The 26672-nt window shown below is 62.9% G+C and carries 33 protein-coding genes and 1 pseudogene; all 34 read left to right on the forward strand.

From position 1 onward, the window contains the following. Positions 1-138 precede the first annotated feature (138 nt). The 34 genes and pseudogenes from pcaH to rplO all read left to right on the forward strand — a co-directional run bounded on the left by pcaH (position 139) and on the right by rplO (position 26481). A complete protein-coding gene (gene pcaH / locus AC4D2W_RS08325; RefSeq protein WP_490926820.1) occupies positions 139-957 on the forward strand; it encodes a protocatechuate 3,4-dioxygenase subunit beta in 819 nt (272 codons plus the stop codon). Continuing rightward, complete coding sequence (gene pcaG / locus AC4D2W_RS08330) at positions 954-1523, forward strand: protocatechuate 3,4-dioxygenase subunit alpha (protein WP_490926444.1); 570 nt, start codon at positions 954-956, stop codon at positions 1521-1523. Before pcaH ends, pcaG begins: the two co-directional genes overlap by 4 nt. A gap of 3 nt (positions 1524-1526) precedes the next feature. Beyond that, positions 1527-2957, forward strand: a complete 1431-nt coding sequence (locus AC4D2W_RS08335) for a lyase family protein (RefSeq protein ID WP_490926445.1) — start codon at positions 1527-1529, stop codon at positions 2955-2957. Further along, entirely contained in the window at positions 2954-3766 is an 813-nt protein-coding gene (locus tag AC4D2W_RS08340; protein WP_490926446.1) for an alpha/beta fold hydrolase, read from the forward strand. Before AC4D2W_RS08335 ends, AC4D2W_RS08340 begins: the two co-directional genes overlap by 4 nt. A gap of 6 nt (positions 3767-3772) precedes the next feature. Further along, positions 3773-4195 (forward strand): 4-carboxymuconolactone decarboxylase, encoded by a 423-nt coding sequence (pcaC, locus tag AC4D2W_RS08345; protein WP_490926447.1) that lies wholly within the window; start codon positions 3773-3775, stop codon positions 4193-4195. A gap of 8 nt (positions 4196-4203) precedes the next feature. Further along, positions 4204-4887, forward strand: a complete 684-nt coding sequence (locus tag AC4D2W_RS08350) for a 3-oxoacid CoA-transferase subunit A (RefSeq protein ID WP_490926448.1) — start codon at positions 4204-4206, stop codon at positions 4885-4887. After that, positions 4884-5573, forward strand: a complete 690-nt coding sequence (locus AC4D2W_RS08355; protein WP_490926449.1) for a 3-oxoacid CoA-transferase subunit B — start codon at positions 4884-4886, stop codon at positions 5571-5573. The genes AC4D2W_RS08350 and AC4D2W_RS08355 overlap by 4 nt, the downstream gene beginning before the upstream one ends. A 33-nt stretch (positions 5574-5606) precedes the next feature. Beyond that, a complete protein-coding gene (locus AC4D2W_RS08360) occupies positions 5607-6398 on the forward strand; it encodes an IclR family transcriptional regulator domain-containing protein (RefSeq protein ID WP_490926450.1) in 792 nt (263 codons plus the stop codon). Positions 6399-6708: 310 nt separating this feature from the next. Beyond that, positions 6709-7083 carry a 30S ribosomal protein S12 gene (gene rpsL / locus AC4D2W_RS08365; RefSeq protein ID WP_104052742.1) on the forward strand — a complete coding sequence of 125 codons (375 nt, stop codon included), beginning with the start codon at positions 6709-6711 and terminating at the stop codon, positions 7081-7083. Between the two features lies 1 nt (position 7084). Further along, positions 7085-7555 (forward strand): 30S ribosomal protein S7, encoded by a 471-nt coding sequence (rpsG, locus tag AC4D2W_RS08370; RefSeq protein ID WP_104052741.1) that lies wholly within the window; start codon positions 7085-7087, stop codon positions 7553-7555. Positions 7556-7671: 116 nt separating this feature from the next. Then, positions 7672-9786 (forward strand): elongation factor G, encoded by a 2115-nt coding sequence (fusA, locus tag AC4D2W_RS08375; protein ID WP_490926451.1) that lies wholly within the window; start codon positions 7672-7674, stop codon positions 9784-9786. Between the two features lie 224 nt (positions 9787-10010). Beyond that, positions 10011-11201, forward strand: coding sequence for an elongation factor Tu (gene tuf / locus AC4D2W_RS08380; protein WP_227892319.1), 1191 nt, complete (start codon positions 10011-10013; stop codon positions 11199-11201). Between the two features lie 229 nt (positions 11202-11430). After that, on the forward strand, positions 11431-15783 hold the full coding sequence (locus AC4D2W_RS08385) for a hypothetical protein (RefSeq protein WP_490926452.1): 4353 nt from the start codon (positions 11431-11433) through the stop codon (positions 15781-15783). Between the two features lie 55 nt (positions 15784-15838). Then, on the forward strand, positions 15839-15964 hold the full coding sequence (locus AC4D2W_RS08390) for a hypothetical protein (protein ID WP_490926453.1): 126 nt from the start codon (positions 15839-15841) through the stop codon (positions 15962-15964). 580 nt (positions 15965-16544) lie between these two features. After that, a complete protein-coding gene (gene rpsJ / locus AC4D2W_RS08395) occupies positions 16545-16853 on the forward strand; it encodes a 30S ribosomal protein S10 (protein WP_003803825.1) in 309 nt (102 codons plus the stop codon). Positions 16854-16870: 17 nt separating this feature from the next. Further along, the gene (gene rplC, locus AC4D2W_RS08400; protein ID WP_400931176.1) at positions 16871-17527 is read left to right on the forward strand and encodes a 50S ribosomal protein L3; all 657 of its coding nucleotides are present in this window, start codon (positions 16871-16873) and stop codon (positions 17525-17527) included. A gap of 4 nt (positions 17528-17531) precedes the next feature. After that, positions 17532-18146 (forward strand): 50S ribosomal protein L4, encoded by a 615-nt coding sequence (rplD, locus tag AC4D2W_RS08405; protein ID WP_400931178.1) that lies wholly within the window; start codon positions 17532-17534, stop codon positions 18144-18146. Next, a complete protein-coding gene (rplW, locus tag AC4D2W_RS08410; protein ID WP_104052736.1) occupies positions 18143-18448 on the forward strand; it encodes a 50S ribosomal protein L23 in 306 nt (101 codons plus the stop codon). Before rplD ends, rplW begins: the two co-directional genes overlap by 4 nt. Positions 18449-18478: 30 nt before the next feature. Next, on the forward strand, positions 18479-19318 hold the full coding sequence (gene rplB, locus AC4D2W_RS08415; protein WP_152219783.1) for a 50S ribosomal protein L2: 840 nt from the start codon (positions 18479-18481) through the stop codon (positions 19316-19318). Positions 19319-19330: 12 nt separating this feature from the next. Continuing rightward, complete coding sequence (gene rpsS, locus AC4D2W_RS08420) at positions 19331-19612, forward strand: 30S ribosomal protein S19 (protein WP_104052734.1); 282 nt, start codon at positions 19331-19333, stop codon at positions 19610-19612. Positions 19613-19650: 38 nt separating this feature from the next. Beyond that, the gene (gene rplV, locus AC4D2W_RS08425) at positions 19651-20016 is read left to right on the forward strand and encodes a 50S ribosomal protein L22 (protein ID WP_400931181.1); all 366 of its coding nucleotides are present in this window, start codon (positions 19651-19653) and stop codon (positions 20014-20016) included. After that, positions 20017-20959 (forward strand): annotated as a pseudogene (gene rpsC, locus AC4D2W_RS08430) (30S ribosomal protein S3). Continuing rightward, positions 20960-21376 (forward strand): 50S ribosomal protein L16, encoded by a 417-nt coding sequence (gene rplP / locus AC4D2W_RS08435; protein WP_104052731.1) that lies wholly within the window; start codon positions 20960-20962, stop codon positions 21374-21376. 2 nt (positions 21377-21378) lie between these two features. Then, positions 21379-21711 carry a 50S ribosomal protein L29 gene (gene rpmC / locus AC4D2W_RS08440; RefSeq protein WP_268910959.1) on the forward strand — a complete coding sequence of 111 codons (333 nt, stop codon included), beginning with the start codon at positions 21379-21381 and terminating at the stop codon, positions 21709-21711. Next, complete coding sequence (rpsQ, locus tag AC4D2W_RS08445) at positions 21708-22013, forward strand: 30S ribosomal protein S17 (RefSeq protein ID WP_490926454.1); 306 nt, start codon at positions 21708-21710, stop codon at positions 22011-22013. Before rpmC ends, rpsQ begins: the two co-directional genes overlap by 4 nt. 352 nt (positions 22014-22365) lie before the next feature. Further along, positions 22366-22734, forward strand: a complete 369-nt coding sequence (gene rplN, locus AC4D2W_RS08450) for a 50S ribosomal protein L14 (RefSeq protein WP_055239356.1) — start codon at positions 22366-22368, stop codon at positions 22732-22734. A 3-nt stretch (positions 22735-22737) separates the two neighbouring features. Continuing rightward, entirely contained in the window at positions 22738-23097 is a 360-nt protein-coding gene (gene rplX, locus AC4D2W_RS08455) for a 50S ribosomal protein L24 (protein ID WP_400931187.1), read from the forward strand. Continuing rightward, positions 23097-23666 carry a 50S ribosomal protein L5 gene (rplE, locus tag AC4D2W_RS08460; RefSeq protein ID WP_490926455.1) on the forward strand — a complete coding sequence of 190 codons (570 nt, stop codon included), beginning with the start codon at positions 23097-23099 and terminating at the stop codon, positions 23664-23666. The genes rplX and rplE overlap by 1 nt, the downstream gene beginning before the upstream one ends. A gap of 90 nt (positions 23667-23756) precedes the next feature. Then, a complete protein-coding gene (rpsH, locus tag AC4D2W_RS08465; RefSeq protein WP_104052725.1) occupies positions 23757-24155 on the forward strand; it encodes a 30S ribosomal protein S8 in 399 nt (132 codons plus the stop codon). A gap of 18 nt (positions 24156-24173) precedes the next feature. Next, positions 24174-24710, forward strand: a complete 537-nt coding sequence (gene rplF / locus AC4D2W_RS08470; RefSeq protein ID WP_490926456.1) for a 50S ribosomal protein L6 — start codon at positions 24174-24176, stop codon at positions 24708-24710. A 2-nt stretch (positions 24711-24712) separates the two neighbouring features. Further along, entirely contained in the window at positions 24713-25096 is a 384-nt protein-coding gene (rplR, locus tag AC4D2W_RS08475) for a 50S ribosomal protein L18 (RefSeq protein WP_490926458.1), read from the forward strand. A gap of 29 nt (positions 25097-25125) precedes the next feature. Beyond that, positions 25126-25803, forward strand: coding sequence for a 30S ribosomal protein S5 (gene rpsE / locus AC4D2W_RS08480; RefSeq protein WP_181032224.1), 678 nt, complete (start codon positions 25126-25128; stop codon positions 25801-25803). After that, on the forward strand, positions 25803-26015 hold the full coding sequence (gene rpmD, locus AC4D2W_RS08485; RefSeq protein ID WP_104052721.1) for a 50S ribosomal protein L30: 213 nt from the start codon (positions 25803-25805) through the stop codon (positions 26013-26015). Before rpsE ends, rpmD begins: the two co-directional genes overlap by 1 nt. A 1-nt stretch (position 26016) precedes the next feature. Continuing rightward, positions 26017-26481 carry a 50S ribosomal protein L15 gene (gene rplO / locus AC4D2W_RS08490; RefSeq protein WP_400931196.1) on the forward strand — a complete coding sequence of 155 codons (465 nt, stop codon included), beginning with the start codon at positions 26017-26019 and terminating at the stop codon, positions 26479-26481. The last annotated feature ends 191 nt before the right edge of the window (positions 26482-26672 follow it).

Here is a 26672-nt window from a genome sequence, read left to right on the forward strand (position 1 = left end):
GTTCCTCCCGTGCCACATCCTGTTCGGATAGTGAACATCTGTACACATGGCGAACAAGTGGGTAGGGTGATCTCAACCACGCAATGCCGGGCGGCGGCGCAGCAGGGCAGGGATCACCAGCAAGGGAGAACCATGGAAATGGATGAAGGCCTGTTCCAGGACAGCCGCGTTATCGAGGGGCCGGATGCCGCCCAGGCTTCCCAAGATGAAATTTCGTCGGAAATCCGTGAGATTCACTCCGCCTACCGCAAGGGCCTGGAAGACGGGTTGCCGCCGGAGACCCAGCCGCGGCGGGACTTTGCCCCGTACCGCAGCTCGATCCTTCGCCACCCCACCAAGGACCTGCACCATGCCGATCCCGAGTCCGTTGAACTGTGGTCCCCTGCATTCGGCCACCAGGACGTCCATCCCCTGGAAAGCGACCTCACCGTCGCACACAACGGAGAACCGCTGGGGGAGCGCATCATCGTGAAGGGCCGCGTCCTCGACGGCGCCGGGCGCCCCGTGCGCAACCAGCTGGTGGAGATCTGGCAGGCCAACTCAGCCGGCCGGTACATTCACAAACGGGATCAGCACCCCGCACCGATCGACCCTAACTTCACCGGCGTCGGGCGCTGCCTCACCGGCGAGGACGGCAGCTATGAGTTCACCACCATCAAGCCCGGACCGTATCCCTGGAAGAACCACTACAACGCCTGGCGGCCGGCCCACATCCATTTTTCGCTCTTCGGCACGGATTTCACGCAGCGCCTGGTGACCCAGATGTACTTCCCCGGCGATCCTCTCTTTGCACTGGATCCGATTTATCAGACGATCACCGATGCCAGGGCCCGGGAGGCACTCATTGCGACCTACGACCACAACGTGACAGCCCATGAATGGGCCACCGGCTACACCTGGGACATTGTGCTCAGCGGCAGCAACCGCACCTGGATGGAAGACGAGGACGCAGAGTGACGCCCGAGCAGAAACTCCAGCCGACCCCGGCCCAGACCGTCGGTCCGTTCTACGGGTACGCGCTGCCCTTTGACCGGGACAACCAGCTGCTGGCCCCCGGCCTGCCCGGGTCCATCCGCCTGCACGGCACGGTGCGCGACGGCGCCGGGGAACCAATTCCGGACGTCCTCCTGGAGATCTGGCAGGCGGACTCCGCCGGCACTGTTTCCCGGGAAGCCGGTTCCCTGGTGCGCGACGGCTACACCTTCACCGGATGGGGACGCACCGCCGTCGACGGAGCAGGAAACTACACCTTTACCACCGTGAATCCCGGTGCCGTTGAGGAAGGGGCGGCACCCTTTATTTCGCTGCTGGTCTTTGGCCGCGGGTTAACCAACAAGCTGCACACCCGCATTTACCTCCCGGAGGACGAGCAGGCGCTGGCGGGGGACCGGCTGCTCTCATCCCTGCCCCGGGAGCGCCGCAACAGCCTTATTGCCGAACGGGAAACCGACGGCGGGCTGCGGTTCGACATCTTCCTGCAGGGCGAAAACGAAACCGTTTTCCTTACCTTCCCCGGAGCCTAGACGATGGCCGCATCAGCAGACGTGACGGACGCCGCAGACTATGGGCTGCTGTCACCGGTGTGGGCAGGTACCGCCGGCGCAGCTCAAACCGGTGACCGCCGGATCATCCAGGCAGCGCTGGATGTAGAACTGGAATGGCTGCGGGTCCTGGCCGGCGCAGGTGTGATTGAGCCGCGGCTGCCCGACGACGCGGCCCCCTCCTGCCGCGCGGAACTGTACGACCCCGCATCCCTGGCCGCCCGGTCCGCCGGCGGAGGCAACCCGGTGATCCCCCTTCTCGCAGATCTTCGAGCTCAGGTGCGGCAAACCTCCCCGGCAGCGGCGGAGGCAGTGCACACTGCTGCCACCAGCCAGGACATCCTGGACACTGCGCTGATGCTGATCACAGCGGAGTCACTGGACGGCATCCTCGGTGATGCGCGGCGAGCCATGTCCGCTCTGGCCGGACTCGCCGCGGAGCACCGCAGCACCCTTTGCGTGGCCCGCACGCTCACCCAGCATTCGCTGCCAACTACCTTCGGCCTCCGCGCCGCCCAGTGGCTGCAGGGGATGGGACAGGCGGCCGAAGCCCTCGAAGCCGCAGCCGCCCGCCTGCCGCTGCAGTGGGGAGGCGCGTCCGGCACACTCGCCGCCCTGCGCACTGCTGTGGACGCCGGCGGATCAGCAGCCGCACCGCTGGAGCTTGCCGACGAGCTTGCCGTCCGGCTGGGACTGGCTGCGCCACCCGCGCCCTGGCAGGGAAACCGGCTGCCCGTCACCGCAGTCGGTGCCGCCCTGCAGGACCTGCTGGCGGCTGCCGGCAAGATCGCCAATGACGTCCTGCTGATGAGCAGGCCCGAGGTGGGAGAGGTGTCCGAGCCCCGGGCGGCCGGCCGCGGGGGGTCCTCGGCCATGCCGCAAAAACGGAACCCGGTGTTGTCCGTGCTCATCCGCAGTGCCGCGCTGGCGGGGCCGGGCTTCGGCGTGCAGCTCCAGACAGCAGCCGGAGCGGCCGACGACGAGCGTCCCGGCGGCTCCTGGCACGCGGAGTGGCAGGCGCTGCGTTCCCTGCTGCGGCTGGCCTCGGGGGCAGCCGGGAAGCTGGCGGAATTGACGGAAGGCCTCACTGTAAACACCGACGCACTGCGGGAGAACCTGGCCGCGGCCGGGCCGCTGGTGGTCAGCGAACGGCTCATGGCCACAGTCGCGCCGCTGCTGGAAGAAGCCGGACCAGGCAGCGGCAAGGCCCGTATGCAAGCCTTCGTCACCGCCTCCCAGACCACCGGCGATTCACTGGCTGCACTGCTCAGGAAGGCAGTGCCGGCCGAGATGCTGTCCGATGCCGAGCTTGCCGCACAGTTGAATCCCGCCAACTACGTCGGTGAGGCCGCAGCCCTGATTGACCGAATTCTCGCCGCCTACCCCGTCGCCGCCCCTGTAAGGAGCTCCCGGTGAGTCAGCCCGTCCTCAAGGCCCGCCTGCTCAGCACCGCCGGCCCGCTTGCTCCGGTCCTGATCGCCGGTCCCTCACTGGGCACCTCCGCCGCGGCACTGTGGTCAGCGGCCGCAACTGCGCTGGAACCATTCACTGTGATTGCCTGGGACCTTCCCGGACACGGCCTCAGCCCCGCGGCAGCCGAACCGTTCAGCGTGGCCGACCTGTCCGACAGTGTTGCCGTGCTGGTTGCCGGAGCACGTGCCGGCGGTGACATCACTGAACAGCAAAGCGTGTACTACGCCGGAGTCTCTCTGGGCGGGGCCGTGGGACTGCAGCTGGGGCTGGACCACTCCGCCGACTTCGAGGGGCTGGCGATCCTGTGCTCCGGCGCCAAGATCGGCGATGCTGACGGCTGGGCCGGGCGCGCCGAAACGGTCCGAAACCAGGGCACCCCAGCGGTCCTGACGGGTTCCGCCGAGCGGTGGTTCGCCCCCGGTTTCATCGATCGGGAGCCAGCCGCCTCCGCTGCGCTTTTGCACTCCCTCCAGGACGCAGACCGGTTCTCCTATGCCTTTTGCTGCGAAGCCCTGGCCGAATTCGATGTCCGCGGCAGGCTCGGCGACATCACCCTGCCCCTGCTCGCACTGGCGGGCGGGCAGGATGCGGTCACCCCGCCGTCGTTCGCGGAGTTCATTGCCGAGCGCACCCCCAACGGTGCCAGCGCCGTCGTCGGGGATGCCGCCCATCTGCTCCCCGCCGAAAAGCCGGCGGAAACCGCCGAACTGCTGCGCCGCTTTTTTGGTGCCGCGAACCAGGAAGGACAGTAGGACGCCGTGATTGAAGATGCAGGCAAGACTCAGCAGGACGTGTACAACGAGGGCATGGCGGTTCGGCGCGAGGTGCTCGGCGCAGCCCACGTGGACCGGGCGAACGCTGCCACGGATGAGTTCACCGAAGATTTCCAGGAACTGATCACCAAGTACGCGTGGGGGAGTATCTGGACCCGGCCGGGCCTGCCCCGGACCATGCGCAGCGCGATTACTCTCACTGCACTGATTGCCCACGGGCACAGTGAGGAATTCGCGATGCATGTCCGCTCGGCGCTGACCAACGGACTGACCCGGAATGAAATCAAGGAAATCATCCTGCAGTCGGCCATCTACTGCGGTGTTCCGGCCGCAAACTCCGCGTTCAAAACGGCGCAGCAGGTATTCGCAGAGCTCGACGTCCAGGACTCAACCACTACGGGAATCTAGGGGAAATCGTGCTGAGGATTGTGCAGGACGTGGATGAAGCCGTTGCGCCCATTACCGACGGCGCGACCGTCATGATCGGCGGATTCGGCAAGGCCGGGCAACCCGTGGAGCTGATTGAGGCGCTGCTGAGGCAGGGGGCCGCTAACCTGACGGTGGTGAACAACAACGCGGGCAACGGCGAGCACGGCCTGGCAGCGCTCATTGGAGCCGGCCGGGTGAAGAAAATCATCTGCTCCTTTCCGCGGCAGTCCGACTCGCAGATTTTCGATGCGAAGTTCCGGGCCCGAGAAATCGAACTCGAGCTGGTGCCGCAGGGCAACCTGGCCGAGCGGATCCGTGCCGCGGGTGCCGGCATCGGCGGCTTCTTCACGCCCACCGGGTATGGAACCATGCTGGCCGAAGGCAAGGAGACCCGGATGATCGACGGCCGGGGCTACGTCTTTGAATCCCCGCTCGCTGCGGACTTCGCCTTGGTCAAAGCCCTGCGTGCCGACCGCAGCGGAAACCTCGTCTACCGCAAGACCGCCCGCAACTTCGGTCCCATCATGGCCGCGGCCGCTGCGAACGCCATCGTCCAGGTCCGCGATGTAGTGGATACCGGGGAAATCGACCCGGAGAACGTGATCACTCCGGGCATCTACGTGAACACCCTGGTGCGCGTGGCACAGGATAAGGAGCCGGCAGCAGCATGAACACTTCACTCTCAGGCACAGCCGCCGGAACGGACCCCGGAGCGCGCCTGGACAAGTTTCAGCTCGCGGAACTGGTGGCGCGGGATATCGCTCCGGGCTCTTACGTCAACCTGGGCATCGGCCAGCCGACCCTGGTGTCCAACTACCTTGCGCCGGAACAAGGCATCACCCTGCACACTGAGAACGGGATGCTGGGGATGGGCCCGGAAGCGCAGGGAAATGAAATCGACGGCGACCTGATCAATGCCGGAAAGATCCCGGTTACTGAGCTGCCGGGAGCGGCGTACTTCCATCACGCTGATTCCTTTGCCGTCATGCGCGGGGGGCACCTGGACGTCTGCGTGCTGGGGGCTTTCCAGGTCTCCGCCTCGGGTGACCTGGCCAACTGGCACACCGGTGCCGCCGATGCCATCCCGGCGGTCGGGGGAGCCATGGACCTGGCAACCGGCGCAAAAGACGTCTACGTCATGATGTCCCTCTTCACCCGCGAGGGAATGAGCAAACTCGTCCGCCAGTGCAGCTACCCCCTGACGGGGGTGGCCTGCGTGACCCGCGTCTACACTAATGAAGCGGTCTTCCTGCTGAAGGACGGCGGCGTGCACGTGCGCGAAACCCACGGAATCAGCTTCGAGGAGCTGAGTGCCGCAATGGACGTTCCGCTGATCCGCGATCCGGCCGGCACCTGAGACAGGACCGGCACCGTTATCCATAAGGGAGACATGAGCGAGAACTCCGCTGCCAGCGGCCAGCACGTCCAGTCGCTGGCCCGCGGCCTGAGCGTGATCCGGGCGTTCGACGCCGACCACGTCAGCATGACCCTCAGCGAAGTTTCCCGCCGAACCGGACTTACCCGCGCCACCGCCCGGCGGTTCCTGCTGACTCTGGCGGACTTGGGCTACATGCGCACCGACGGCCGCAAGTTTGAGCTGACTGCCCAGGTGCTGAACCTGGGATATTCCTACCTCTCGGGGCAGACGTTCCCGCAGCTGGCGCAGCCTTTGCTGGAAGACCTCTCCCGCACCGTCTTGGAGTCAACGTCCGCGTCCATCCTGGACGGTCAGGAGATCGTTTACGTAGCCCGTATCCACACGCGCCGGCTGATGCGGGTCGGCATCGCCGTCGGTACCCGGTTCCCGGCATACGCCACCTCTATGGGACGGGTGCTGCTGGCCGGCCTGCCGGATGCGGATCTGGAGCAGTACCTGGCCCACGTACAGCCGGAGCCTCTCACGGAGCGGACCATTTCCTCCGTTCCTGCTCTCCGTAAACAGATCAACCGGGTTCGCCGGGCTGGCTGGGCCGTGGTGGACCAGGAGCTCGAGGCGGGGCTGCGGTCTGTTGCCGTTCCGGTCCGCGGTCCCGGCGGCGATGTGATTGCAGCCATCAATACGTCCATGCAGGCAACTCTGGGCGCCGGCGGGAGTACGCTGGAAGAAGCTGTGGCGGCGGTGCTGCCGCATTTGCAGCAGACGTCGGCGAAGATTACCGCCGCACTGGTGGCCGGGAGCTAGCTTGTGGAATGTGATTCCTCCCATAACGGCGGGCGGCGGAGCTTAAGTCTGTTAGACTGGTAATCAATTGTTTGTGTGGCAGTGGATGAAGGACGCTCAGCGTAGCGGGCCTGTTTCCGGGTTGCAGGGTTCCTGTGCAACGAATGCCACACTTTTGCACGCCTACGGTCGCTTTCGGTGAGAGCTTCTGAGCTTTCATGGCATTGCGGCAACGACGACTTAACGCGCATCGCCTCGGCTGTTTCGACAGCTGACAGCGGGGCGGAGCAACCAAGAGAATTTATCTCGAGAAAAAACGGAGAACACGAAAGTGCCTACGATTCAGCAGCTGGTCCGCAAGGGCCGGTCACCCAAGGTCTCTAAGACCAAGGCTCCTGCCCTCCAGGGCAGCCCGATGCGCCGTGGTGTCTGCACCCGCGTTTACACCACCACCCCGAAGAAGCCGAACTCTGCGCTCCGTAAGGTTGCCCGCGTGCGCCTGAACGGCGGCATCGAAGTTACTGCCTACATCCCCGGTGTTGGCCACAACCTGCAGGAACACTCCATCGTCCTCGTTCGCGGTGGTCGTGTGAAGGACCTGCCCGGTGTTCGTTACAAGATCGTTCGCGGCGCACTTGACACCCAGGGTGTTAAGAACCGCAAGCAGGCTCGCAGCCGTTACGGCGCGAAGATGGAGAAGAAGTAATATGCCCCGCAAGGGTCCGGCCCCCAAGCGGCCGCTCGTACTGGATCCCGTTTACGGCTCCCCGCTGGTCACTCAGCTGATCAACAAGGTTCTCGTAGACGGCAAGAAGTCCACCGCTGAGCGCATTGTTTACGGTGCACTCGCAGGCGCTCAGGAGAAGACCGGGGGAGACCCCGTTGCAGCCCTGAAGAAGGCTATGGACAACATCAAGCCGAGCCTTGAGGTCAAGTCCCGCCGCGTCGGCGGCGCCACCTACCAGGTTCCGGTTGAGGTCAAGCCGGGCCGTGCAACTGCACTGGCCCTGCGCTGGCTGGTTGGCTACTCCAAGGCCCGCCGCGAGAAGACCATGACCGAGCGTCTGCGCAACGAAATCCTGGACGCTTCCAACGGTCTTGGTGCAGCTGTGAAGCGCCGCGAGGACACCCACAAGATGGCTGAGTCCAACAAGGCCTTCGCCCACTACCGCTGGTAAAAAGCCTGGCCGACGGCGGCCACTCCTGAAGGCCCTGCATCCCGCTTTGGCGGGGTGCGGGGCCCAAAGCAGATAAACGCAGTCGAACCGGCGAACACCAAATATAGGGAGAAACCGTGGCACTTGACGTGCTTACCGACCTGAACAAGGTCCGCAACATCGGCATCATGGCCCACATTGATGCTGGCAAGACCACCACCACCGAGCGCATCCTGTTCTACACCGGTGTCAACCACAAGATCGGTGAGACGCACGATGGTGCGTCCACCATGGACTGGATGGCACAGGAGCAGGAGCGGGGTATCACCATTACCTCCGCAGCAACCACCTGCTACTGGGACAACAACCAGATCAACATCATCGACACGCCGGGTCACGTTGACTTCACTGTCGAGGTTGAGCGGTCCCTGCGCGTGCTTGACGGCGCCGTAGCCGTATTCGACGGCAAGGAAGGCGTGGAGCCGCAGTCTGAGACTGTTTGGCGCCAGGCTGACAAGTACAACGTTCCGCGTATCTGCTTCGTCAACAAGATGGACAAGCTCGGCGCTGACTTCTACTTCACCGTCGACACGATCATCAACCGTCTTGGTGCCAAGCCGCTGGTTCTCCAGCTGCCCATCGGTGCCGAGAGCGAATTTGAGGGCGTCGTTGACCTCCTCGAAATGCGCGCCCTGACCTGGCGCGGCGACTCCAAGGGTGATGTCACCATGGGAGCCAAGTACGAAATCGAGCCGATCCCCGCAGACCTGCAGGAAAAGGCCGAAGAGTACCGCGCCGCACTGATCGAGACCGTTGCCGAAGCCAGCGACGAACTGATGAACAAGTACCTCGAGGGTGAAGAAATCTCCATCGAGGAACTCAAGGCCGGCATCCGCCACCTGACCATCAACTCGCTGGTCTACCCGGTTCTCTGCGGCTCCGCATTCAAGAACCGCGGCGTTCAGCCGATGCTTGACGCCGTCGTCGACTTCCTGCCCAGCCCGCTTGACGTCCCGAACATCAAGGGCCACGACATCCGCGACGAAGAGGTCATCCTCGAACGCGCCGCTGATGCCACCGCTCCGTTCTCGGCTCTGGCATTCAAGGTTGTGACGCACCCGTTCTTCGGCCGTCTGACCTACATCCGCGTGTACTCCGGTCACGCTGCTTCCGGCGCCCAGGTCATGAACGCGACCAAGCAGAAGAAGGAGCGCATCGGAAAGCTCTTCCAGATGCACGCCAACAAGGAAAACCCGGTTGACGAGATCACGACGGGTCACATCTACGCTGCAATCGGCCTGAAGGACACCACCACGGGTGACACCCTGTGCGACCTTCAGAACCCGATCGTGCTGGAATCCATGAGCTTCCCGGAGCCCGTGATTTCCGTGGCCATCGAGCCGAAGACCAAGGGTGACCAGGAGAAGCTCTCCACGGCCATCCAGAAGCTCTCCGAAGAGGACCCGACCTTCCAGGTCTCCCTCGACGAAGACACAGGCCAGACCATCATCGCCGGTATGGGCGAGCTGCACCTGGACATCCTGGTTGACCGCATGCGCCGCGAATTCCGCGTCGAAGCCAACGTGGGCAAGCCCCAGGTTGCTTACCGCGAAACCATCAAGCGCGCTGTGGCCAAGCATGACTACACGCACAAGAAGCAGACCGGTGGTTCGGGTCAGTTCGCAAAGGTCCAGATCGCCATCGAGCCGCTGGACACTTCAGACGGCACGTTCTACGAGTTCGAGAACAAGGTCACCGGTGGCCGTATTCCTCGCGAATACATCCCCAGCGTTGACCAGGGTATCCAGAGCGCGCTCACCGATGGTGTGCTCGCCGGCTACCCGGTTGTCGGTATCAAGGCAAGCCTGCTTGACGGTGCTTACCACGATGTTGACTCCTCGGAAATGGCGTTCAAGATCGCCGGGCGTCAGGCTTTCAAGGAAGCCGCACGCATGGCGAACCCTGTGCTGCTCGAACCGCTGATGGATGTTGAAGTCCGCACCCCTGAGGAATACATGGGTGAAGTTATCGGTGACATCAACTCCCGCCGCGGACAGATGCAGTCCATGGAAGACGCCGCAGGCGTGAAGGTCATCCGCGCTCACGTGCCGCTGTCCGGCATGTTCGGGTACATCGGCGACCTGCGTTCCAAGACGCAGGGCCGCGCTGTGTACTCCATGTCGTTCAACAGCTACGCCGAGGTCCCGAAGGCAGTTGCCGACGAGATCATTCAGAAGACGCGCGGAGAGTAAAACCCTGGTTGGTGTTCCGGGGGAAACTTCGGAACACCAGCCGTGTGCAGCGGGCCAGGGCTTCGGCCGGAAGCCCGCTGCATAGCCAGACTGAGCGGCCTCGCCAGGCTGCTGCGGATAAACGGCAATTTCATCAAATAAACAGCCCCCAGTAGACTTACATCAGTTTCAGCAGCGAGAAGCGCTGTTGGAGATTGAGTCTTCAACCTTTCTAGGAGGAACCCGTGGCGAAGGCAAAGTTCGAGCGGACTAAGCCGCACGTCAACATCGGCACCATTGGTCACGTTGACCATGGAAAGACGACGTTGACCGCTGCCATTTCGAAGGTGCTTGCTGACAAGTACCCTGATCTGAATGAAAAGCGCGATTTCGCTGCTATCGACTCTGCACCTGAAGAGCGCCAGCGCGGCATCACCATCAACATCTCGCACATCGAGTACCAGACCGAGAAGCGCCACTACGCACACGTAGACGCCCCCGGTCACGCTGACTACATCAAGAACATGATTACTGGTGCAGCTCAGATGGACGGCGCAATCCTCGTGGTTGCCGCTACCGACGGTCCGATGGCTCAGACCCGCGAGCACGTTCTGCTCGCCCGCCAGGTTGGTGTTCCCTACCTGCTGGTCGCACTGAACAAGTCCGACATGGTCGACGATGAGGAACTGCTGGACCTCGTTGAAATGGAAGTTCGCGAACTGCTGAGCTCCCAGGAATTCGACGGAGACAACGCTCCCGTCGTACGTGTCTCCGGCCTCAAGGCTCTGGAAGGCGACCCGAAGTGGGTTGCTTCCGTTGAAGAGCTGATGGACGCCGTTGACAACAACGTGCCGGACCCGATCCGCGACAAGGACAAGCCGTTCCTGATGCCGATCGAGGACGTCTTCACGATCACCGGTCGTGGAACTGTTGTCACGGGCCGCGCCGAGCGCGGTACCCTTGCCATCAACTCCGAGGTCGAGATCGTCGGTATCCGTCCGGTCCAGAAGACCACGGTTACCGGTATCGAGATGTTCCACAAGCAGCTTGACGAAGCATGGGCAGGCGAGAACTGTGGTCTCCTGCTCCGCGGCATCAAGCGCGAAGACGTAGAGCGCGGCCAGGTCATCGTGAAGCCGGGTTCCATTACCCCGCACACCGACTTCGAGGCCAACGTCTACATCCTGTCCAAGGATGAAGGCGGACGCCACAACCCGTTCTACTCGAACTACCGCCCGCAGTTCTACTTCCGTACCACGGACGTAACCGGCGTTATCACCCTGCCTGAGGGCACGGAAATGGTTATGCCCGGCGATAACACTGAGATGACCGTTGAGCTCATCCAGCCCATCGCCATGGAAGAAGGCCTCGGCTTCGCTATCCGTGAAGGTGGCCGCACCGTTGGTTCAGGCCGCGTCACCAAGATCATCAAGTAATTTCATTTACTTGCTGAATCTTCGGTAAGGATCCGGCCTTCGGGCCTGGAAACAAACCGATGAACGTCCCCGTTGCGCAAGCAGCGGGGACGTTCTTGCGTTAACGCGGCTTCAGCTCGGCGGTTCCCGGGCATGCCGTTATCCCCAGATACTGACCAAGTGCCCGCGCGTTCATACGGCGCCACTATGCTGTGAAGCAGTTTCGGTCTCGCCTACCGGGGGTTTCGCAATGGGGATAGTGGTCATGCTGGTGCTGGTGCTGGTGCTGGTGCTGGTGCTGGGCTTTGGCATCGGCTGGTTCGTTCGGGGCAGCAGACCGGCCGCCGGTGCGGTGGCCGGGCAGGCCGAGGGACTTGGGGAGCCGGACCAGGCGGAACTTCTTGCCCGGGCATACGGCGACGGGTATGACGTTGGCTACCGGACAGCGTCCGGTGCCGTTCGCGCAGGCGTGCTCACAGTGAGCGCGAAAGCGCCCGCCGAAAGGGCTGCTGCGCCTTCACCCTCGTCACCCGCTGCAGCTGATTTGCCCGCCACTCCCGGCGCCCGGAAACTGCCGCAGCCGGCCGGTCCGCCAACGACGCCGCGTCTGGCTGGTCCTCCGCCGGCAACCCCTCGGGTGGCGGGCCCTGCCCGGCCGCCTGCGGCCGCTCCTCCGCCTGTCCCGCTTCCGGATCCCGCACAAGCTGCAGCAGCGGCTGCTGTGGAAGAAGCCCGTAAACAACAGCGCGACCTGCGCAACATCAACATCACGCTCTATGCTGCCTGTCTGCTGCTGGTCGCGGCGGCGTCACTGTTTATCGGGCTGGCGATCCCCGAGTCCGCACGCTTTGCCGGTGTCACGGCAGTGGCAGTGTTTTTCTACGGGGGCGGGTTGACCGTGCACACCCGCAGCCGCCGGCTCCGCCCGGCCGGCGTGGCATTTACCGGAACCGGGCTGGCGCTGATTCCGGTGGTGGGCCTGGCCCTGAATAACCTTGTGCTGCACGATGCCCCGCTGGCATGGCTGGCCACATCGGGTATCGGGACTGCAGCGTTCGCCTACGCGGCAGCGAAGCTGGACAGCCGCGTCGTCGCTTACCTGTCCATGACTTTCCTGCTTTCCACCGCGCTGGCCTCCGGCGCCGCCATGCGATCCGGAATCGTCTGGTACTTCCTGTTCACGGTCCTGCTGGCCACGGCAATCTCCCTGTTGGCCATGCATCGTCCGGCATGGCTCAGGAATATCTACCTCGATGCCTTTGTCCATTCCCACCGTTACCTGGTCCCGGCGACGGCGGGTGTTGCGGTGCTGACTGCAAAGGAGCTGGGAGGGTGGCAGTTCTCCTTCCTTTTCCTCTCATTTGCCGGCTATTACGCCGTGGTCCTCCTGCAGAGCAGGCGTCGGGAACGTCTCTTCAACAGCTACGGATTCCGGATTTCCGTCACCGCCGGCCTGAGCGTGCTGGCTTATAAACTCACCGGGGACGCCGGCCAGGCCCTCCTGGTTCTTGCCCTTCTCCTGTCCCTGCAGGTTGCCGGCTTGTTTGCCTGGCGCCGGTATTACAACGCCGCCGGGGGCAGGAAGTTCTTCGGCGCGGACCTCGCTGTCCTGCTGGGAGTTCAGGCACTGACGGTCCTGGCCTCGGGGTTCTACGGCATGGACCACACCGGCGGCAGCATCCCTGTGTTCACGGCCACGGCGGTTCTGGTGCTGCTGACGTTCATGACAGCCGAGGCGAAACTGACTGCAGGACCCACCGCGGCCCCGGCAGCCGCAGCGATAATCCTCGGATTCATTCCGCGAATCTTCCATGCTGACGGAGGAACGCTGTGGCCCGCTGTCCTGCTGGGCGGGATCCTGCTTGCATACCTGTGCGTCCGGGCTGTGCGCGCGACCGGCCCCTGCCGCCAGAGCTTTGCCCTGGCGGCACGGGCCGCGGCCACCGCCCTGGTGCCCGTCCTGGCGGTTGCTTCCCTGGAAACAGGGGGAGCCGGAGCAACGGACGTCTGGATCTGGTCTTTGACGCTGACGACGTCAGCGGTGCTGCTGAACCAGGCCATGTCCGTGTATCTGGAAGCCGCGGGGAAGCCGAAGCTGTTTGCTGATGCAACTCTGGGCATCGCAGCGGCGCTGGTGCCGTTGCTGACCGTATGGCTGCGCTTTGTGGAGGATCCGCGCAGCTCAGTGACGCTGGCAGTCCTCGTGTCGGCACTGGTGATTAATACCCTGACGTCGTTGTTCCTGCGCAGGTTCTTTGCGGACAGGGGATGGCTTGAGTGGGTGGCTCCGGCAGGATTTGCCGCTGCGGCCGTGGTGGGTGCGGGACTTCTTGGCGTGCGCGGGTATGAGGTGCTGGCCGGTGCGGGGCTGGCATACTGCGCTTTGATGGCGATGTGCTGGGCCAGGGAACAGGCCAGAGGCGTGTATCTGCTGGCAGGCCAGGTGCTGCTGACAGTGCTGGCGGCGCTGGCCGCGGCTGATCTGGAAGTCAGCGTTCACGGGTTGTTTATTGTCGTTGCGGTGTCTGTGGCGGCGCAGCAAATGCTGCGTACGGTGCTCCAGGACCGGTTCGCCGGCATTGGCATGGGACAGCTGGCGCTGGTCGCCCAGTGGGGGAGCGTCGCGGTGCTGGTGCTGCTGCCGCTTGCCTACACCCTCATAGCTGCACGGCCTCAAACCCGGACATATCTGCTGTTGCTGTCTATTGCGGCCGGACTGACACTCTTTGCGCAGGCGGCTGCGGTCGCCCGGACAATTGCCGGCCGGCCGGTGCGGGAGGCTGTTGCAACGCTCGGCGTGGCAATGGTGCTGGTGCCGGTGCTGACGGTGTGGCTGCGCGTCGTGGAGGATCCCCGCAGCGCGGTGACGCTGGGCGTTCTGGCAGCGGCACTGGTGGTTAGCATCCTCACATCGGTGTTGCTGCACAGGTTCTTTGACGTCAGGGCATGGCTTGAGTGGGTGGCTCCGGCAGGCTTTGCTGCCGCGGCCGCGGCGGGTGCGGGAATCCTTGGCGTGCGCGGGTATGAAGTACTGGCCGCTGCGGGCCTGCTGTACTGCGGGTTCCTGGCCATGCGCTGGGCGCGGGCGGAGGTGCGGGGCGTGTATCTGCTGGCGGGCCAGGTGCTTCTGACGGTGCTGTCAGCCTTGGTGGCAGCGGATCTGGAGGTCAGTGTCCACGGATTGTTCGTTGCCGTTGCAGTCTCGGTGGCAGTGCAGCAAATGCTGCGAACGGTGCTGCAGGACCGGATTGTCCAGAGTGGCTTGGGACAACTGGCCTTGGCCGCCCGGTGGGGGAGCACCGCGGTGCTGGTGTTGCTCCCCTTTGCTTACTTCTTCATCACCGGTGCGCAGCCCAGACGGCATGTGCTGGCCCTGTCGCTGATACTGCTCCTCGGCGTGTGCCTCACGGCCGTAGTGAAGAGCCGAACCGGAAATGACCTCTACCCCGGGGCGTATGCGCTGGGAATGCTGCCGCTGGTGCTTTCACCCGTTTTTGGCTTCGCCGGCGGCGGCACTCCGGGGGAACCCGGCTCGTCCGGCTCGCCTCTTTCCATTGCCGCAGCGTCGGGAATGTTGCTGGCGCTGGGGGCGGCAGCCCTCTTCGGTGAGACTCGGCGGGGTGCCGGGCCCGGCATCCGCAATCCCCTGCTCGCCGCTGCCGTTGCTTATCCGGTTCTGGTGCTGCCGCTTGCCGAGGTGGACAACAACAGCCTGCTTGCCGGGTTGGGGGCCCTGCTGCTGGCCGGTGTCTGCTTCTGTGTTTCCTTCACCAGGAAAATGCCGTGGCTCGCTGCGGCGACTCCTCTCGGGATCCTGGCCGCGGCCTTTCTGATCCACGCTTGGCTGGTCCAAGACATTCTCGGAGTCCGGCCGCTGCCAGGTGCAGCCCAGCTGTGGCCGGGCTTCACCTCTGCCCTGTGCCTGTATGCCGTTCGCTTCGTATGCTCTGTGCTGCCCCAGGATCCCGGAACGGTGCTGCGCCAGCGCATTCTTGGTACCGGTGCCAGCGTGATTGCCGCGGGAGCGGCTGCCGCAGCAATGTCCACCTCCAATGTCTCCGCGGTATACGGATCAGTGGTCCTCGTCTGCGCTGCAGCTGCCGCAGCCGCTCAATTTCCGCCTGCCCGCAGGGAAATCGCAGCCGAAGCAGCGGCACTCGTGGCCGCCGTGGCGGTACAGCGCATCATTTGGTACTTCACCGAGGACATGGGATGGTTTTGGGCTCTTCAATTCTGGGTTCTCTCCCTGGCCGTGCTTGCCTGCTACGAGTTTCTGCGGAACCGCGGACAACGCGCAACTGTCGTCCTGTCGGTATCAGCGGCACTGCTTTCCGGCACAGGATTGACCACAGTGGCGAGTGCCGATGCCGGTGAACAGGTGTGGGCGTTGCTGGCCCATGCCGGGCTGCTGGTCTTCGGAGTCCTGACCAGCAGGAGGGTTTTTACGGTGTGGGGAGCGGCCGGAGTCGCCTTTGCCGTCCTCTGGTACCTGCGCGGTTACACCTTTCTGCTGCTGGCGCTGCTGGCCGCGGCACTGATTGCCCTCGCCGTCTGGCGGTTGAACCGGGTGCGGACAGACGCTGCCGCGGAGTCCGGTCCCTAACCTCCGTTCGCCGCACTGTCTGTGGACCGGACAGCGGTTGGTCTAGGATCGTCTGATGGAACTGTTGATCATTCTTGCCGTTATTGTGGCTGTGGCCGGAGCCGTTGTCTGGGGACGGCGCACTTTTCGCCGTGAAATTGACCGGACAAAGCGGATTCGCCGATCAAACCGCCGGCCCTAGGCGCAAGGGGCTGCGCTGTCCGCGGTTTTCCGCGGCCATTGCCCTGCGCTAAACTGGGGAACGTTGGCTTAGCGGACAAGGGCCGGCCACGGCAGCCGCATACGCGGAGGCCAATGGCGCAGGGGTGCTCGCACCCAGAGTCCGGACAAAGCAATACAGGGCCAAACAGCTGCGGATGACCGCGGCGGGCCCGACGGCAGCGATGCCGCCGATTGGCGCTATCGCCGCCGTTCTGGCAGACTAGAGAAGTTGTTCAAGCGCTTTTGTGCCCACATGTCTCCGGTTGATCTGAACAGATCGGCAAAAGGAACGTGATGAGATTGCGTCCCGGTCAGGATAATGCCTGATGCAGGGTCGAATCCTTCAGGGGAAAAGCCCATATATAACCCGCCCCCAATCTTGCCCAGGGCGTCGCAGATACAGCATCCGCGACACGCCCGAGCGCGGGGGTCGGAGCCTCGGCAGGGTGAGGAACCCGGATTTATCCGGATTCAGTCTGTTGGAGGAGTGCCAGGCCGTAAAGGCAGCTAGGTACAAAAACTGTACAGAGAGCAATACTCGAAGAAAGAGGCACGACGCCATGGCGGGACAAAAAATCCGCATCCGGCTGAAGTCGTATGACCACGAGGTCATCGACGTATCAGCACGGAAGATCGTTGAGACGGTCACGCGTGCAGGCGCAACGGTAGTAGGCCCCGTGCCGCTGCCCACGGAAAAGAACGTGTACTGCGTTATCCGTTCGCCGCACAAGTACAAGGACAGCCGCGAGCACTTTGAAATGCGCACGCACAAGCGTCTGATCGACATCATTGACCCCACGCCTAAGGCCGTTGACTCGCTGATGCGTCTTGACCTGCCTGCAGACGTGAACATCGAAATCAAGCTGTAGGGGGGGAGCGGATACTTATGTCTACTTCACTTACACGCCAGGTCAAGGGCCTTCTGGGCACCAAGCTGGGCATGACCCAGGTCTGGGACGAGAACAACAAGCTCATCCCCGTCACGGTTGTCCAGGCTGACTCCAACGTCATTACTCAGCTGCGCAACGCGGAAAAGGACGGCTACACCGCCGTTCAGATCGGCTACGGCCAGATCGACCCGCGCAAGGTGACCAAGCCGCTGGCCGGCCACTTTGAAAAGGCAGGCGTTACGCCTCGCCGCCACGTTGTTGAACTGCGCACCGCAGACGCCGACACCTACGAGCTGGGCCAGGAACTCTCCGTTGAGATTTTCGAAGCCGGCCAGAAGGTCGACGTCACCGGAACCTCCAAGGGCAAGGGCTTTGCCGGTGTCATGAAGCGTCACGGCTTCCACGGCGTCGGTGCCTCCCACGGTGCACACAAGAACCACCGTAAGCCCGGTTCCATCGGTGGCGCATCCACCCCGGGCCGCGTCTTCAAGGGCGTTCGGATGGCTGGCCGTATGGGCGCCGTCCGCCACACCACGATGAACCTCACGGTTCACGGTGTGGACGCTGAGAAGTCGCTGCTTCTGATCAAGGGTGCCGTTCCCGGCGCCCGCGGCCAGGTCGTCCTCGTACGCACCGCCGTGAAGGGAGCTTAGTCTCATGGCTAACGAAACCACTGTTGAATTCCCCGCAGCGCTCTTCGACGTTCAGACGAACGTTCCGCTTCTGCACCAGGTAGTAGTTGCTCAGCTTGCAGCTGCCCGCCAGGGTACGCACAAGACGAAGACCCGCGCAGAGGTCTCCGGTGCAGGCCGCAAGCCGTTCAAGCAGAAGGGTACCGGCCGCGCCCGTCAGGGTTCCATCCGTGCTCCTCACATGACCGGTGGTGGCGTGGTTCACGGACCGACGCCCCGCGACTACAGCCAGCGCACCCCCAAGAAGATGATTGCCGCCGCACTTCGCGGAGCACTCTCCGACCGGGCACGCAACGGCCGCATCCACGTGCTGGAAACCCTGGTAGCCGGCGAAACGCCGTCCACCAAGGCTGCACGCGAGTCCCTGCGTTCACTTACCGAGCGCAAGAACATGCTCGTTGTCATCGAGCGCGCCAACGACGTTGCTGCACTGTCCGTGCGTAACCTCACCGCTGTTCACGTGATCTACGTAGATCAGCTGAACACGTACGACGTGCTGGTTGCCGACGACGTGGTCTTCACCAAGGCTGCCTACGACGAGTTCGTCGGCAAGAACACTGTCAAGGAGGACGCCAAGTGAGCGCGACCACCGCTAAGGACCCTCGCGACGTAGTGCTTGCACCCGTCGTTTCGGAAAAGAGCTACGGCCTGATCGACGAAGGTAAGTACACCTTCCTGGTCGACCCCCGCTCCAACAAGACCGAGATCAAGCTGGCCGTGGAGAAAATCTTCTCCGTCAAGGTCGACTCGATCAACACCATCAACCGTGCCGGTAAGCGCAAGCGGACCAAGTTCGGATGGGGACAGCGCAAGAACACCAAGCGCGCCATTGTCACCCTGAAGGACGGCACAATCGACATCTTCGGCGGTCCGCTCAGCTAGGGCGGAGACCACTTTAACGAGGAATAAATAATGGGAATCCGTAAATACAAGCCGACTACCCCGGGCCGTCGCGGCTCGAGCGTAGCCGACTTCACCGAAATCACGCGGTCGACGCCGGAAAAGTCGTTGGTACGCCCGTTGCCCAAAAAGGGCGGCCGTAACAACACCGGTAAGATCACGACCAGGCACAAGGGTGGTGGACACAAGCGTCAGTACCGTCTGATCGACTTCCGCCGCCACGACAAGGACGGCGTCGACGCTCGCGTTGCCGAGATCGAATACGATCCGAACCGTACCGCTCGCATTGCGCTGCTGCACTACGTTGATGGCACCAAGCGTTACATCATCGCTCCGAACAAGCTCAAGCAGGGCGACCACGTAGAGGCCGGAGCCGGCGCTGATATCAAGCCCGGCAACAACCTGCCCCTGCGCAACATCCCCGTGGGTACCACCATCCACGCAGTTGAGCTGCGTCCGGGCGGCGGCGCCAAGATGGCCCGCTCCGCCGGTGCATCGGTTCAGCTTGTTGCCAAGGAAGGCCGCTTCGCCCAGCTGCGACTGCCTTCCGGCGAAATCCGCAACGTTGACGCACGCTGCCGCGCAACCATCGGCGAGGTCGGCAATGCCGAGCAGTCGAACATCAACTGGGGTAAGGCCGGCCGTATGCGCTGGAAGGGCGTACGCCCGACCGTCCGCGGTGTCGCCATGAACCCGGTCGACCACCCGCACGGTGGTGGTGAAGGTAAGACCTCCGGTGGACGCCACCCGGTCAACCCGAACGGTAAGCGCGAAGGCCGCACACGCCGCCCCAATAAAGAGAGCGACAACCTCATTGTGCGTCGCCGTCGTTCCGGCAAGAACAAGCGATAGGAGCCTGGAAACATGCCACGCAGCCTGAAGAAAGGCCCCTTCGTCGACCAGCACCTGTTCCTTAAGGTAGCGGCCGAAAACGAAAAGGGCACCAAGAACGTCATCAAGACGTGGTCCCGTCGTTCGATGATCATCCCCGACATGCTCGGGCACACGATCGCCGTTCATGACGGACGTAAGCACATTCCGGTGTTTGTCACCGAGTCGATGGTCGGGCACAAGCTCGGCGAATTCGCTCTGACGCGGACATTCCGCGGCCATGTGAAGGACGACCGCAAGGGCAAGCGCCGCTAGGCGCTGCTCTTTCGGCAGAAGACGAGAGAAGGAAAGCAATGGAAGCCAAGGCAATTGCGCGTCATATCCGCGTAACGCCTATGAAGGCCCGGCGCGTCGTCAACCTTGTTCGTGGCAAGCAAGCGAATGAGGCTCTGGCAATTCTGAAGTTTGCCCCCCAGGCAGCATCGGAGCCGGTACTTAAGGTAGTTCAGTCGGCCATGGCCAACGCACGAGTCCTCGCGGACCGTGACGGCGTGGCCTTCGACGAGGGTGACCTCTTCATCAGCGAAGCATTCGTTGACGAAGGGCCCACCATGAAGCGGTTCCAGCCCCGTGCACAGGGCCGCGCGTACCGCATCAACAAGCGGACCAGCCACGTCACTGTGGTTGTCGCAACCCCCAAAATCGAGGAGGAACGCTAAGTGGGACAGAAGGTAAACCCGCACGGGTTCCGACTCGGCATCACCACTGACCACGTATCGCACTGGTTTGCTGACAGCAACAAGCCGGGCCAGCGTTACAAGGACTTTGTCCGCGAGGACATCAAGATCCGTCAGCTCATGTCCACCGGCATGGACCGTGCCGGCATCGCCAAGGTTGAGATCGAGCGCACCCGTGACCGTGTCCGCGTGGATATCCACACGGCCCGCCCGGGTATCGTTATCGGCCGCCGCGGCGCTGAAGCAGACCGCATCCGCGGCGAGCTGGAGAAGCTCACGGGCAAGCAGGTTCAGCTGAACATCCTCGAGGTCAAGAACCCCGAGATGGAAGCACAGCTTGTTGCCCAGGGCGTTGCTGAGCAGCTCTCTTCCCGCGTGGCTTTCCGCCGTGCGATGAAGAAGGCCATCCAGTCCGCACAGCGTGCCGGCGCCAAGGGTATCCGTATCCAGTGCTCCGGCCGTCTGGGCGGCGCTGAAATGAGCCGTTCGGAGTTCTACCGCGAAGGCCGTGTGCCCCTGCACACCCTCCGCGCGCAGATCGACTACGGTTTCTTCGAAGCCAAGACCACCTTCGGCCGCATTGGCGTGAAGGTCTGGATCTACAAGGGCGACGTCACCGCTAAGGAACTGGCTGCACAGCAGGCTGCTGCACCGTCCCGCGGCCGCTCCAGCGACCGTCCGGGCCGTGGCCCGGCTGACCGCGGAGACCGTGGNCATCGCTAAGGAACTGGCTGCACAGCAGGCTGCTGCACCGTCCCGCGGCCGCTCCAGCGACCGTCCGGGCCGTGGCCCGGCTGACCGCGGAGACCGTGGCGGCGACCGTCGTCGTCGTCCCGAGCGCGGCGACAAGGCTGCCGCTCCTGCTGCTGCAGAGGCTCCGGCCGCTGAGGCAGCTGCCCCCGCAGCAGAAGGAGGACAGGCTTAAATGCTTATCCCACGTCGAGTCAAGTTCCGTAAGCAGCACCACCCGGGTCGTTCCGGCGCTGCAACCGGCGGCACCGCAGTCAGCTTCGGCGAGTGGGGCATCCAGGCTTTGACGCCTGCGTATGTCACCAACCGCCAGATCGAAGCTGCACGTATTGCCATGACGCGCCACATCAAGCGCGGCGGTAAGGTCTGGATCAACATCTACCCTGACCGTCCGTTGACGAAGAAGCCGGCCGAAACCCGCATGGGTTCCGGTAAGGGTTCTCCGGAGTGGTGGGTTGCAAACGTCAAGCCGGGTCGCGTTCTCTTCGAGATCTCCGGTGTTAATGAAGAGGTAGCTCGCGAGGCCCTGCGCCTGGCGATCCATAAGCTGCCGTTGAAGGCACGCATTGTGCGTCGCGAGGGTGGTGAATAGAAATGGCAATTGGTTCAAAGGAACTGGCACCGAAGCAGCTTGACGGCTTCGATAAGGACCGTCTCGTTGAGGAACTTCGCAAGGCCAAGGAAGAGCTGTTCAACCTGCGCTTCCAGTCCGCAACCGGTCAGCTGGAAAGCCACGGCCGTCTGCGCGTAGTAAAGCGCGACATCGCACGTATCTACACCGTGCTGCGTGAGCGCGAGCTGGGGATTCGTCCCGAGGTTGTTGCTCCCGTTGAGGAAGCAGCTCCTGAAAAGGCAGCGAAGAAGTCCAAGAAGAAGGCTACTGAGTCTGAAGCTGAAGCCAAGGTCGCTGAGGATGATGCCAAATGAGTGAAAACAAGAATGAGGCAGCAGTGACAACTGACGCAAACGGAGCCGAGCCCCGCGGGGACCGGAAGACCGCACGCGGCTACGTGGTTTCTGACAAGATGGATAAGACCGTCGTTGTTCAGGTTGAAGACCGCGTCAAGCACGCCCTGTACGGCAAGGTGCTTCGCCGCACTTCGAAGCTCAAGGCCCACGACGAGCAGAATGCTGCCGGCGTTGGAGACCTCGTGCTGATCGCCGAAACCCGGCCGCTCTCCGCTACGAAGCGGTGGCGCCTGGTCGAGATCCTCGAAAAGGCTAAGTAACCAGCAGTACATCCGGCCGGGCGCCGGCGGGCTGATCCCCTTGGGATGAGCCCGCCGGCAACCGCCAACCGGCGACAGGGCCCCGGCCGCGTTATCATCCGATTTCGCTTCCGGGGCCCTTTCGCGATAAACTTGAAATCTTGTCTGTGCGGTGCGGAAGTGTGTCCAGTTTTGAACTGCTCTTCCTCACCGCCGTATGAGACAAAAGCCCGATAATCTTGTTCGGCACTTTGCCGCGGTCCGCCGCGGTGCACCCCTGGCGGGGAGGTGCTGAGTACCAGTATTACGGGGTCCACCCATATCCGTTCCGCAAGGCTCATATTGAGAACCGGCGCGACGACAGGAGTAATAAGTGATTCAGCAGGAGTCGCGACTGAAGGTCGCCGACAACACGGGTGCCAAGGAAATCTTGACCATCCGCGTTCTCGGTGGATCCGGCCGTCGCTACGCAGGCATTGGCGACACCATCGTTGCCACCGTCAAGGATGCAATTCCCGGCGGCAACGTCAAAAAGGGCGACGTGGTCAAGGCCGTCATCGTCCGTACCAAGAAGGAACGCCGCCGCCAGGACGGTTCCTACATCAAGTTCGATGAGAACGCTGCAGTGATCTTGAAGAATGACGGAGACCCCCGCGGTACCCGCATCTTCGGCCCGGTCGGCCGCGAACTTCGCGACAAGAAGTTCATGAAGATCATTTCGCTGGCTCCGGAGGTGCTGTAGTCCATGGCAAAAATCAAAAAGGGTGACCTGGTTCAGGTCATCACCGGTGCAAAGGCTGACCGCGGCGGCGACCGCGGCAAGCAGGGCAAGGTTCTGAAGGTTTACACCGACACCAACCGCGTTCTGGTTGAAGGCGTCAACACGGTTAAGAAGCACACCAAGGTCGGACAGTCCTCCAAGGGCTCCAAGACCGGTGGCATCGAGACCGTCGAAGCCCCCATCCACGTTTCCAACGTTGCAGTGGTTGACCCGGAAACGAAGAAGCCGACCCGTGTTGGCTACCGCCAGGAAATCGTCGAAAAAGACGGCCGTGAGCGCACTGTGCGTATCCGCGTCGCCAAGGGCTCTGGGAAGGACCTCTAATGACTGAGACCGTCACCAAGACCGTCCCCCGTCTGAAGACCCGCTACGCAGCGGAAATCAAGCAGACCCTGCAGGACGAATTCAACTACTCGAACGTCAACCAGGTTCCCCGCCTTGTCAAGGTGGTTGTGAACATGGGTGTTGGAGATGCCGCTAAGGACTCCAAGCTCATTGACGGTGCAGTCAAGGACCTGACCCAGATCACGGGTCAGAAGCCGCAGGTCACGAAGGCCCGCAAGTCGATCGCACAGTTCAAGCTGCGCGAAGGCATGCCCATCGGTTGCCACGCAACTCTGCGTGGAGACCGCATGTGGGAATTCGTCGACCGCTTGGTCACCCTGGCTCTGCCGCGTATCCGCGACTTCCGCGGCCTGAACGGCAAGCAGTTCGACGGCAACGGCAACTACACGTTCGGTCTGACCGAGCAGTCGATGTTCCACGAAATCGATCAGGACAAGATCGACCGCGTACGCGGCATGGACATCACCGTGGTTACCACCGCAAAGACCGATGACGAGGGACGCGCGCTGCTGAAGGCGCTCGGCTTCCCGTTCAAATCCGAAGATTAATTACTACGTAACAGGTCCGACGGACTCCCGGCCAGGTGCGCCTGAGCCGGATATCCGCAGGAAACCGTTACGAGGGAGGGCAAGAGCCCAATGACAATGACAGATCCTGTCGCAGATATGCTCACGCGTCTGCGCAATGCAAACTCGGCATATCACGATTCCGTGTCCATGCCTTACAGCAAGCTCAAGGCGCGCGTTGCTGACATCCTGAAGGCCGAGGGCTACATCGCCGGCTGGAAGGAAGAAGAAGCCGTGGTTGGCAAGAAGCTGACCCTTGATCTCAAATTCGGTCCGAACCGCGAGCGTTCCATCGCCGGCGTGCGTCGTATCTCCAAGCCCGGTCTGCGCGTTTACGCGAAGTCCACTAACCTGCCGCGTGTTCTCGGTGGTCTGGGTATCGCAATCCTGTCGACGTCGTCAGGTCTCCTGACCGACCGCCAGGCCGCCAAGAAGGGTGTAGGTGGGGAAGTCCTCGCCTACGTCTGGTAGCAGGGAAGGGAAAGAAAAATGTCACGTATTGGACGTCTGCCCATCCCGGTTCCTGCCGGAGTAGATATCGCGATCAACGGCAACGTTGTATCCGTCAAGGGTGCCAAGGGAGAGCTGAGCCACACTGTGCCCAGCCCGATCACCGTCACCATTGACGACAACACCATCACCGTTGCCCGTCCGAACGACGAGCGCGAATCCCGTGCCCTTCACGGCCTGACCCGCACCCTGATCAGCAACATGATCACTGGTGTGACCGAGGGTTACAAGAAGGACCTGGAAATCGTTGGTACCGGTTACCGCGTAGTGGCCAAGGGCTCGGACCTCGAGTTTGCCCTGGGCTACAGCCATCCGGTTCCGGTCTCGGCACCCGAGGGCATCACGCTCACCGTCGTGGGCCCCACGAAGGTCACAGTGTCCGGCATCGACAAGCAGCAGGTGGGCGAGGTTTCGGCCAACATCCGCAAGCTGCGCAAGCCCGATCCCTACAAGGGCAAGGGTATTCGTTATGCCGGCGAGATTGTCCGCCGCAAGGTCGGAAAGGCTGGTAAGTAACCATGGCCATCAGCATTAATAAGAAGCGCAATTCCAAGAGCAAGTCGGCTGCGCGTAACCGCCGCCAGCTTCGTATCCGCAAGCGTATCTCCGGTTCCGCGGCTCGCCCGCGTCTGGTGGTAAACCGCTCGGCCCGCCACGTATTCGTCCAGGTTGTCGATGACACCCGCGGCGTAACCGTGGCATCGGCTTCCACCATGGAAGCTGACCTGCGCGCACTGGAAGGCGACAAGACCGCCAAGTCCAAGCGCGTTGGCGAGCTCGTTGCAGAGCGCGCCAAGGCTGCCGGCGTCGAAGCCGTTGTCTTTGACCGCGGTGGTAACCGCTACCACGGCCGCATTGCTGCAGTTGCAGACGGCGCACGTGAAGGTGGGCTGGCACTGTGACCGAGGTAAACAAGGAAAAGGAAAATCAGGTGACTGAAGCTACAGCTGCTGAGGCAACTGAGACCAAGGACGCCGCCGCTCCCGCCACTGACGACCGCCGCGGCGGACGCAAGGGCGAGCAGCGCTCCGACCGTGGAGGCCGCGGCGAACGCGGTGGCCGCGGTGGCCGCGATGGCGGACGCAACGATGAGAAGGACAAGTTCATTGAACGCGTCGTGACCATCAACCGCGTTGCCAAGGTTGTCAAGGGTGGTCGTCGCTTCAGCTTCACCGCTCTGGTAGTTGTCGGTGACGGCAACGGCATGGTCGGCGTTGGTTACGGCAAGGCCAAGGAAGTTCCCTCCGCAATTGCGAAGGCCGTTGAAGAAGCCAAGAAGACTTTCTTCCGCGTCCCGCGCATCGGTGGAACCATCCCGCACCTGGTCCAGGGTGAAGCTGCTGCAGGCGTCGTCCTGCTGCGTCCGGCTTCCCCGGGTACCGGTGTTATTGCCGGTGGTCCGGTCCGCGCCATTCTCGAATGCGCCGGCATCCACGACGTACTGTCCAAGTCGCTCGGGTCCTCCAACGCCATCAACATCGTGCACGCCACGGTTGATGCGCTGAAGCGCCTCGAAGAGCCTCAGGCAGTGGCTGCACGCCGCGGCCTGCCGCTGGACGAGGTTGTGCCTGCTGCGATGCTCCGCAACATGCAGAAGGCAGGTGCCTGATGACTACTCCGAAGAACGTTGCCGTCAGCACGGCAACCCTGAAGATTACTCAGATTAAGTCCACCATCGGTGGTAAGCAGAATCAGAAGGACACGCTGCGCTCACTGGGCCTGCGACACATCGGTGCTACCACCGTTCGTACCGCAGACGCCGTGACCGTTGGCATGATCAACACGGTTCCGCACCTCGTGAAGGTTGAGGAGGCGAATTAACATGGCCGAAGAAAACAACAACGAGCACGCGCTCAAGGTCCACCACCTGCGTCCGGCACCCGGTGCCAAGACGGCCAAAACCCGTGTTGGCCGCGGTGAAGGTTCCAAGGGTAAGACTGCAGGCCGCGGTACCAAGGGTACGGCTGCGCGTTACCAGGTCAAGGCCGGTTTTGCCGGCGGCCAGCTGCCGCTGCACATGCGCCTGCCGAAGCTTCGCGGCTTCAAGAACCCGTTCCGCGTCGAGTTCCAGGTTGTAAACCTGGACAAGATCTCGGAGCTGTTCCCCGAAGGCGGCGACGTCACGGTTGCCGATCTGGTTGCCAAGGGTGCCGTTCGCAAGAACCAGCCCGTCAAGGTCCTCGGAACCGGCGACATCACCGTCAAGGTGAATGTCACCGCCGATGCCTTCTCCGCCAGTGCGGCAGAGAAGATCACCGCAGCAGGCGGAACGACCACGGCGCTCTAAGCACCGTGTCCGTTTCGTGCAGCGACGTCGGGCGGCCGGGAAACCGGCCCCCGACGTCGCCTGCGCGGCAAGCAGGACGTGAACTAAACTCTTGGCGGGTCGCAATGCGGCCCGCCGGGGGTTTAGTTTTGTTTTAAGGCACTACCACGCCGCGGGCTCCGTTAACGTTGTACGGAGCTTGAGCGGATAGA

The sequence above is a fragment of the Arthrobacter sp. TJ-58 genome, from assembly GCF_058269295.1.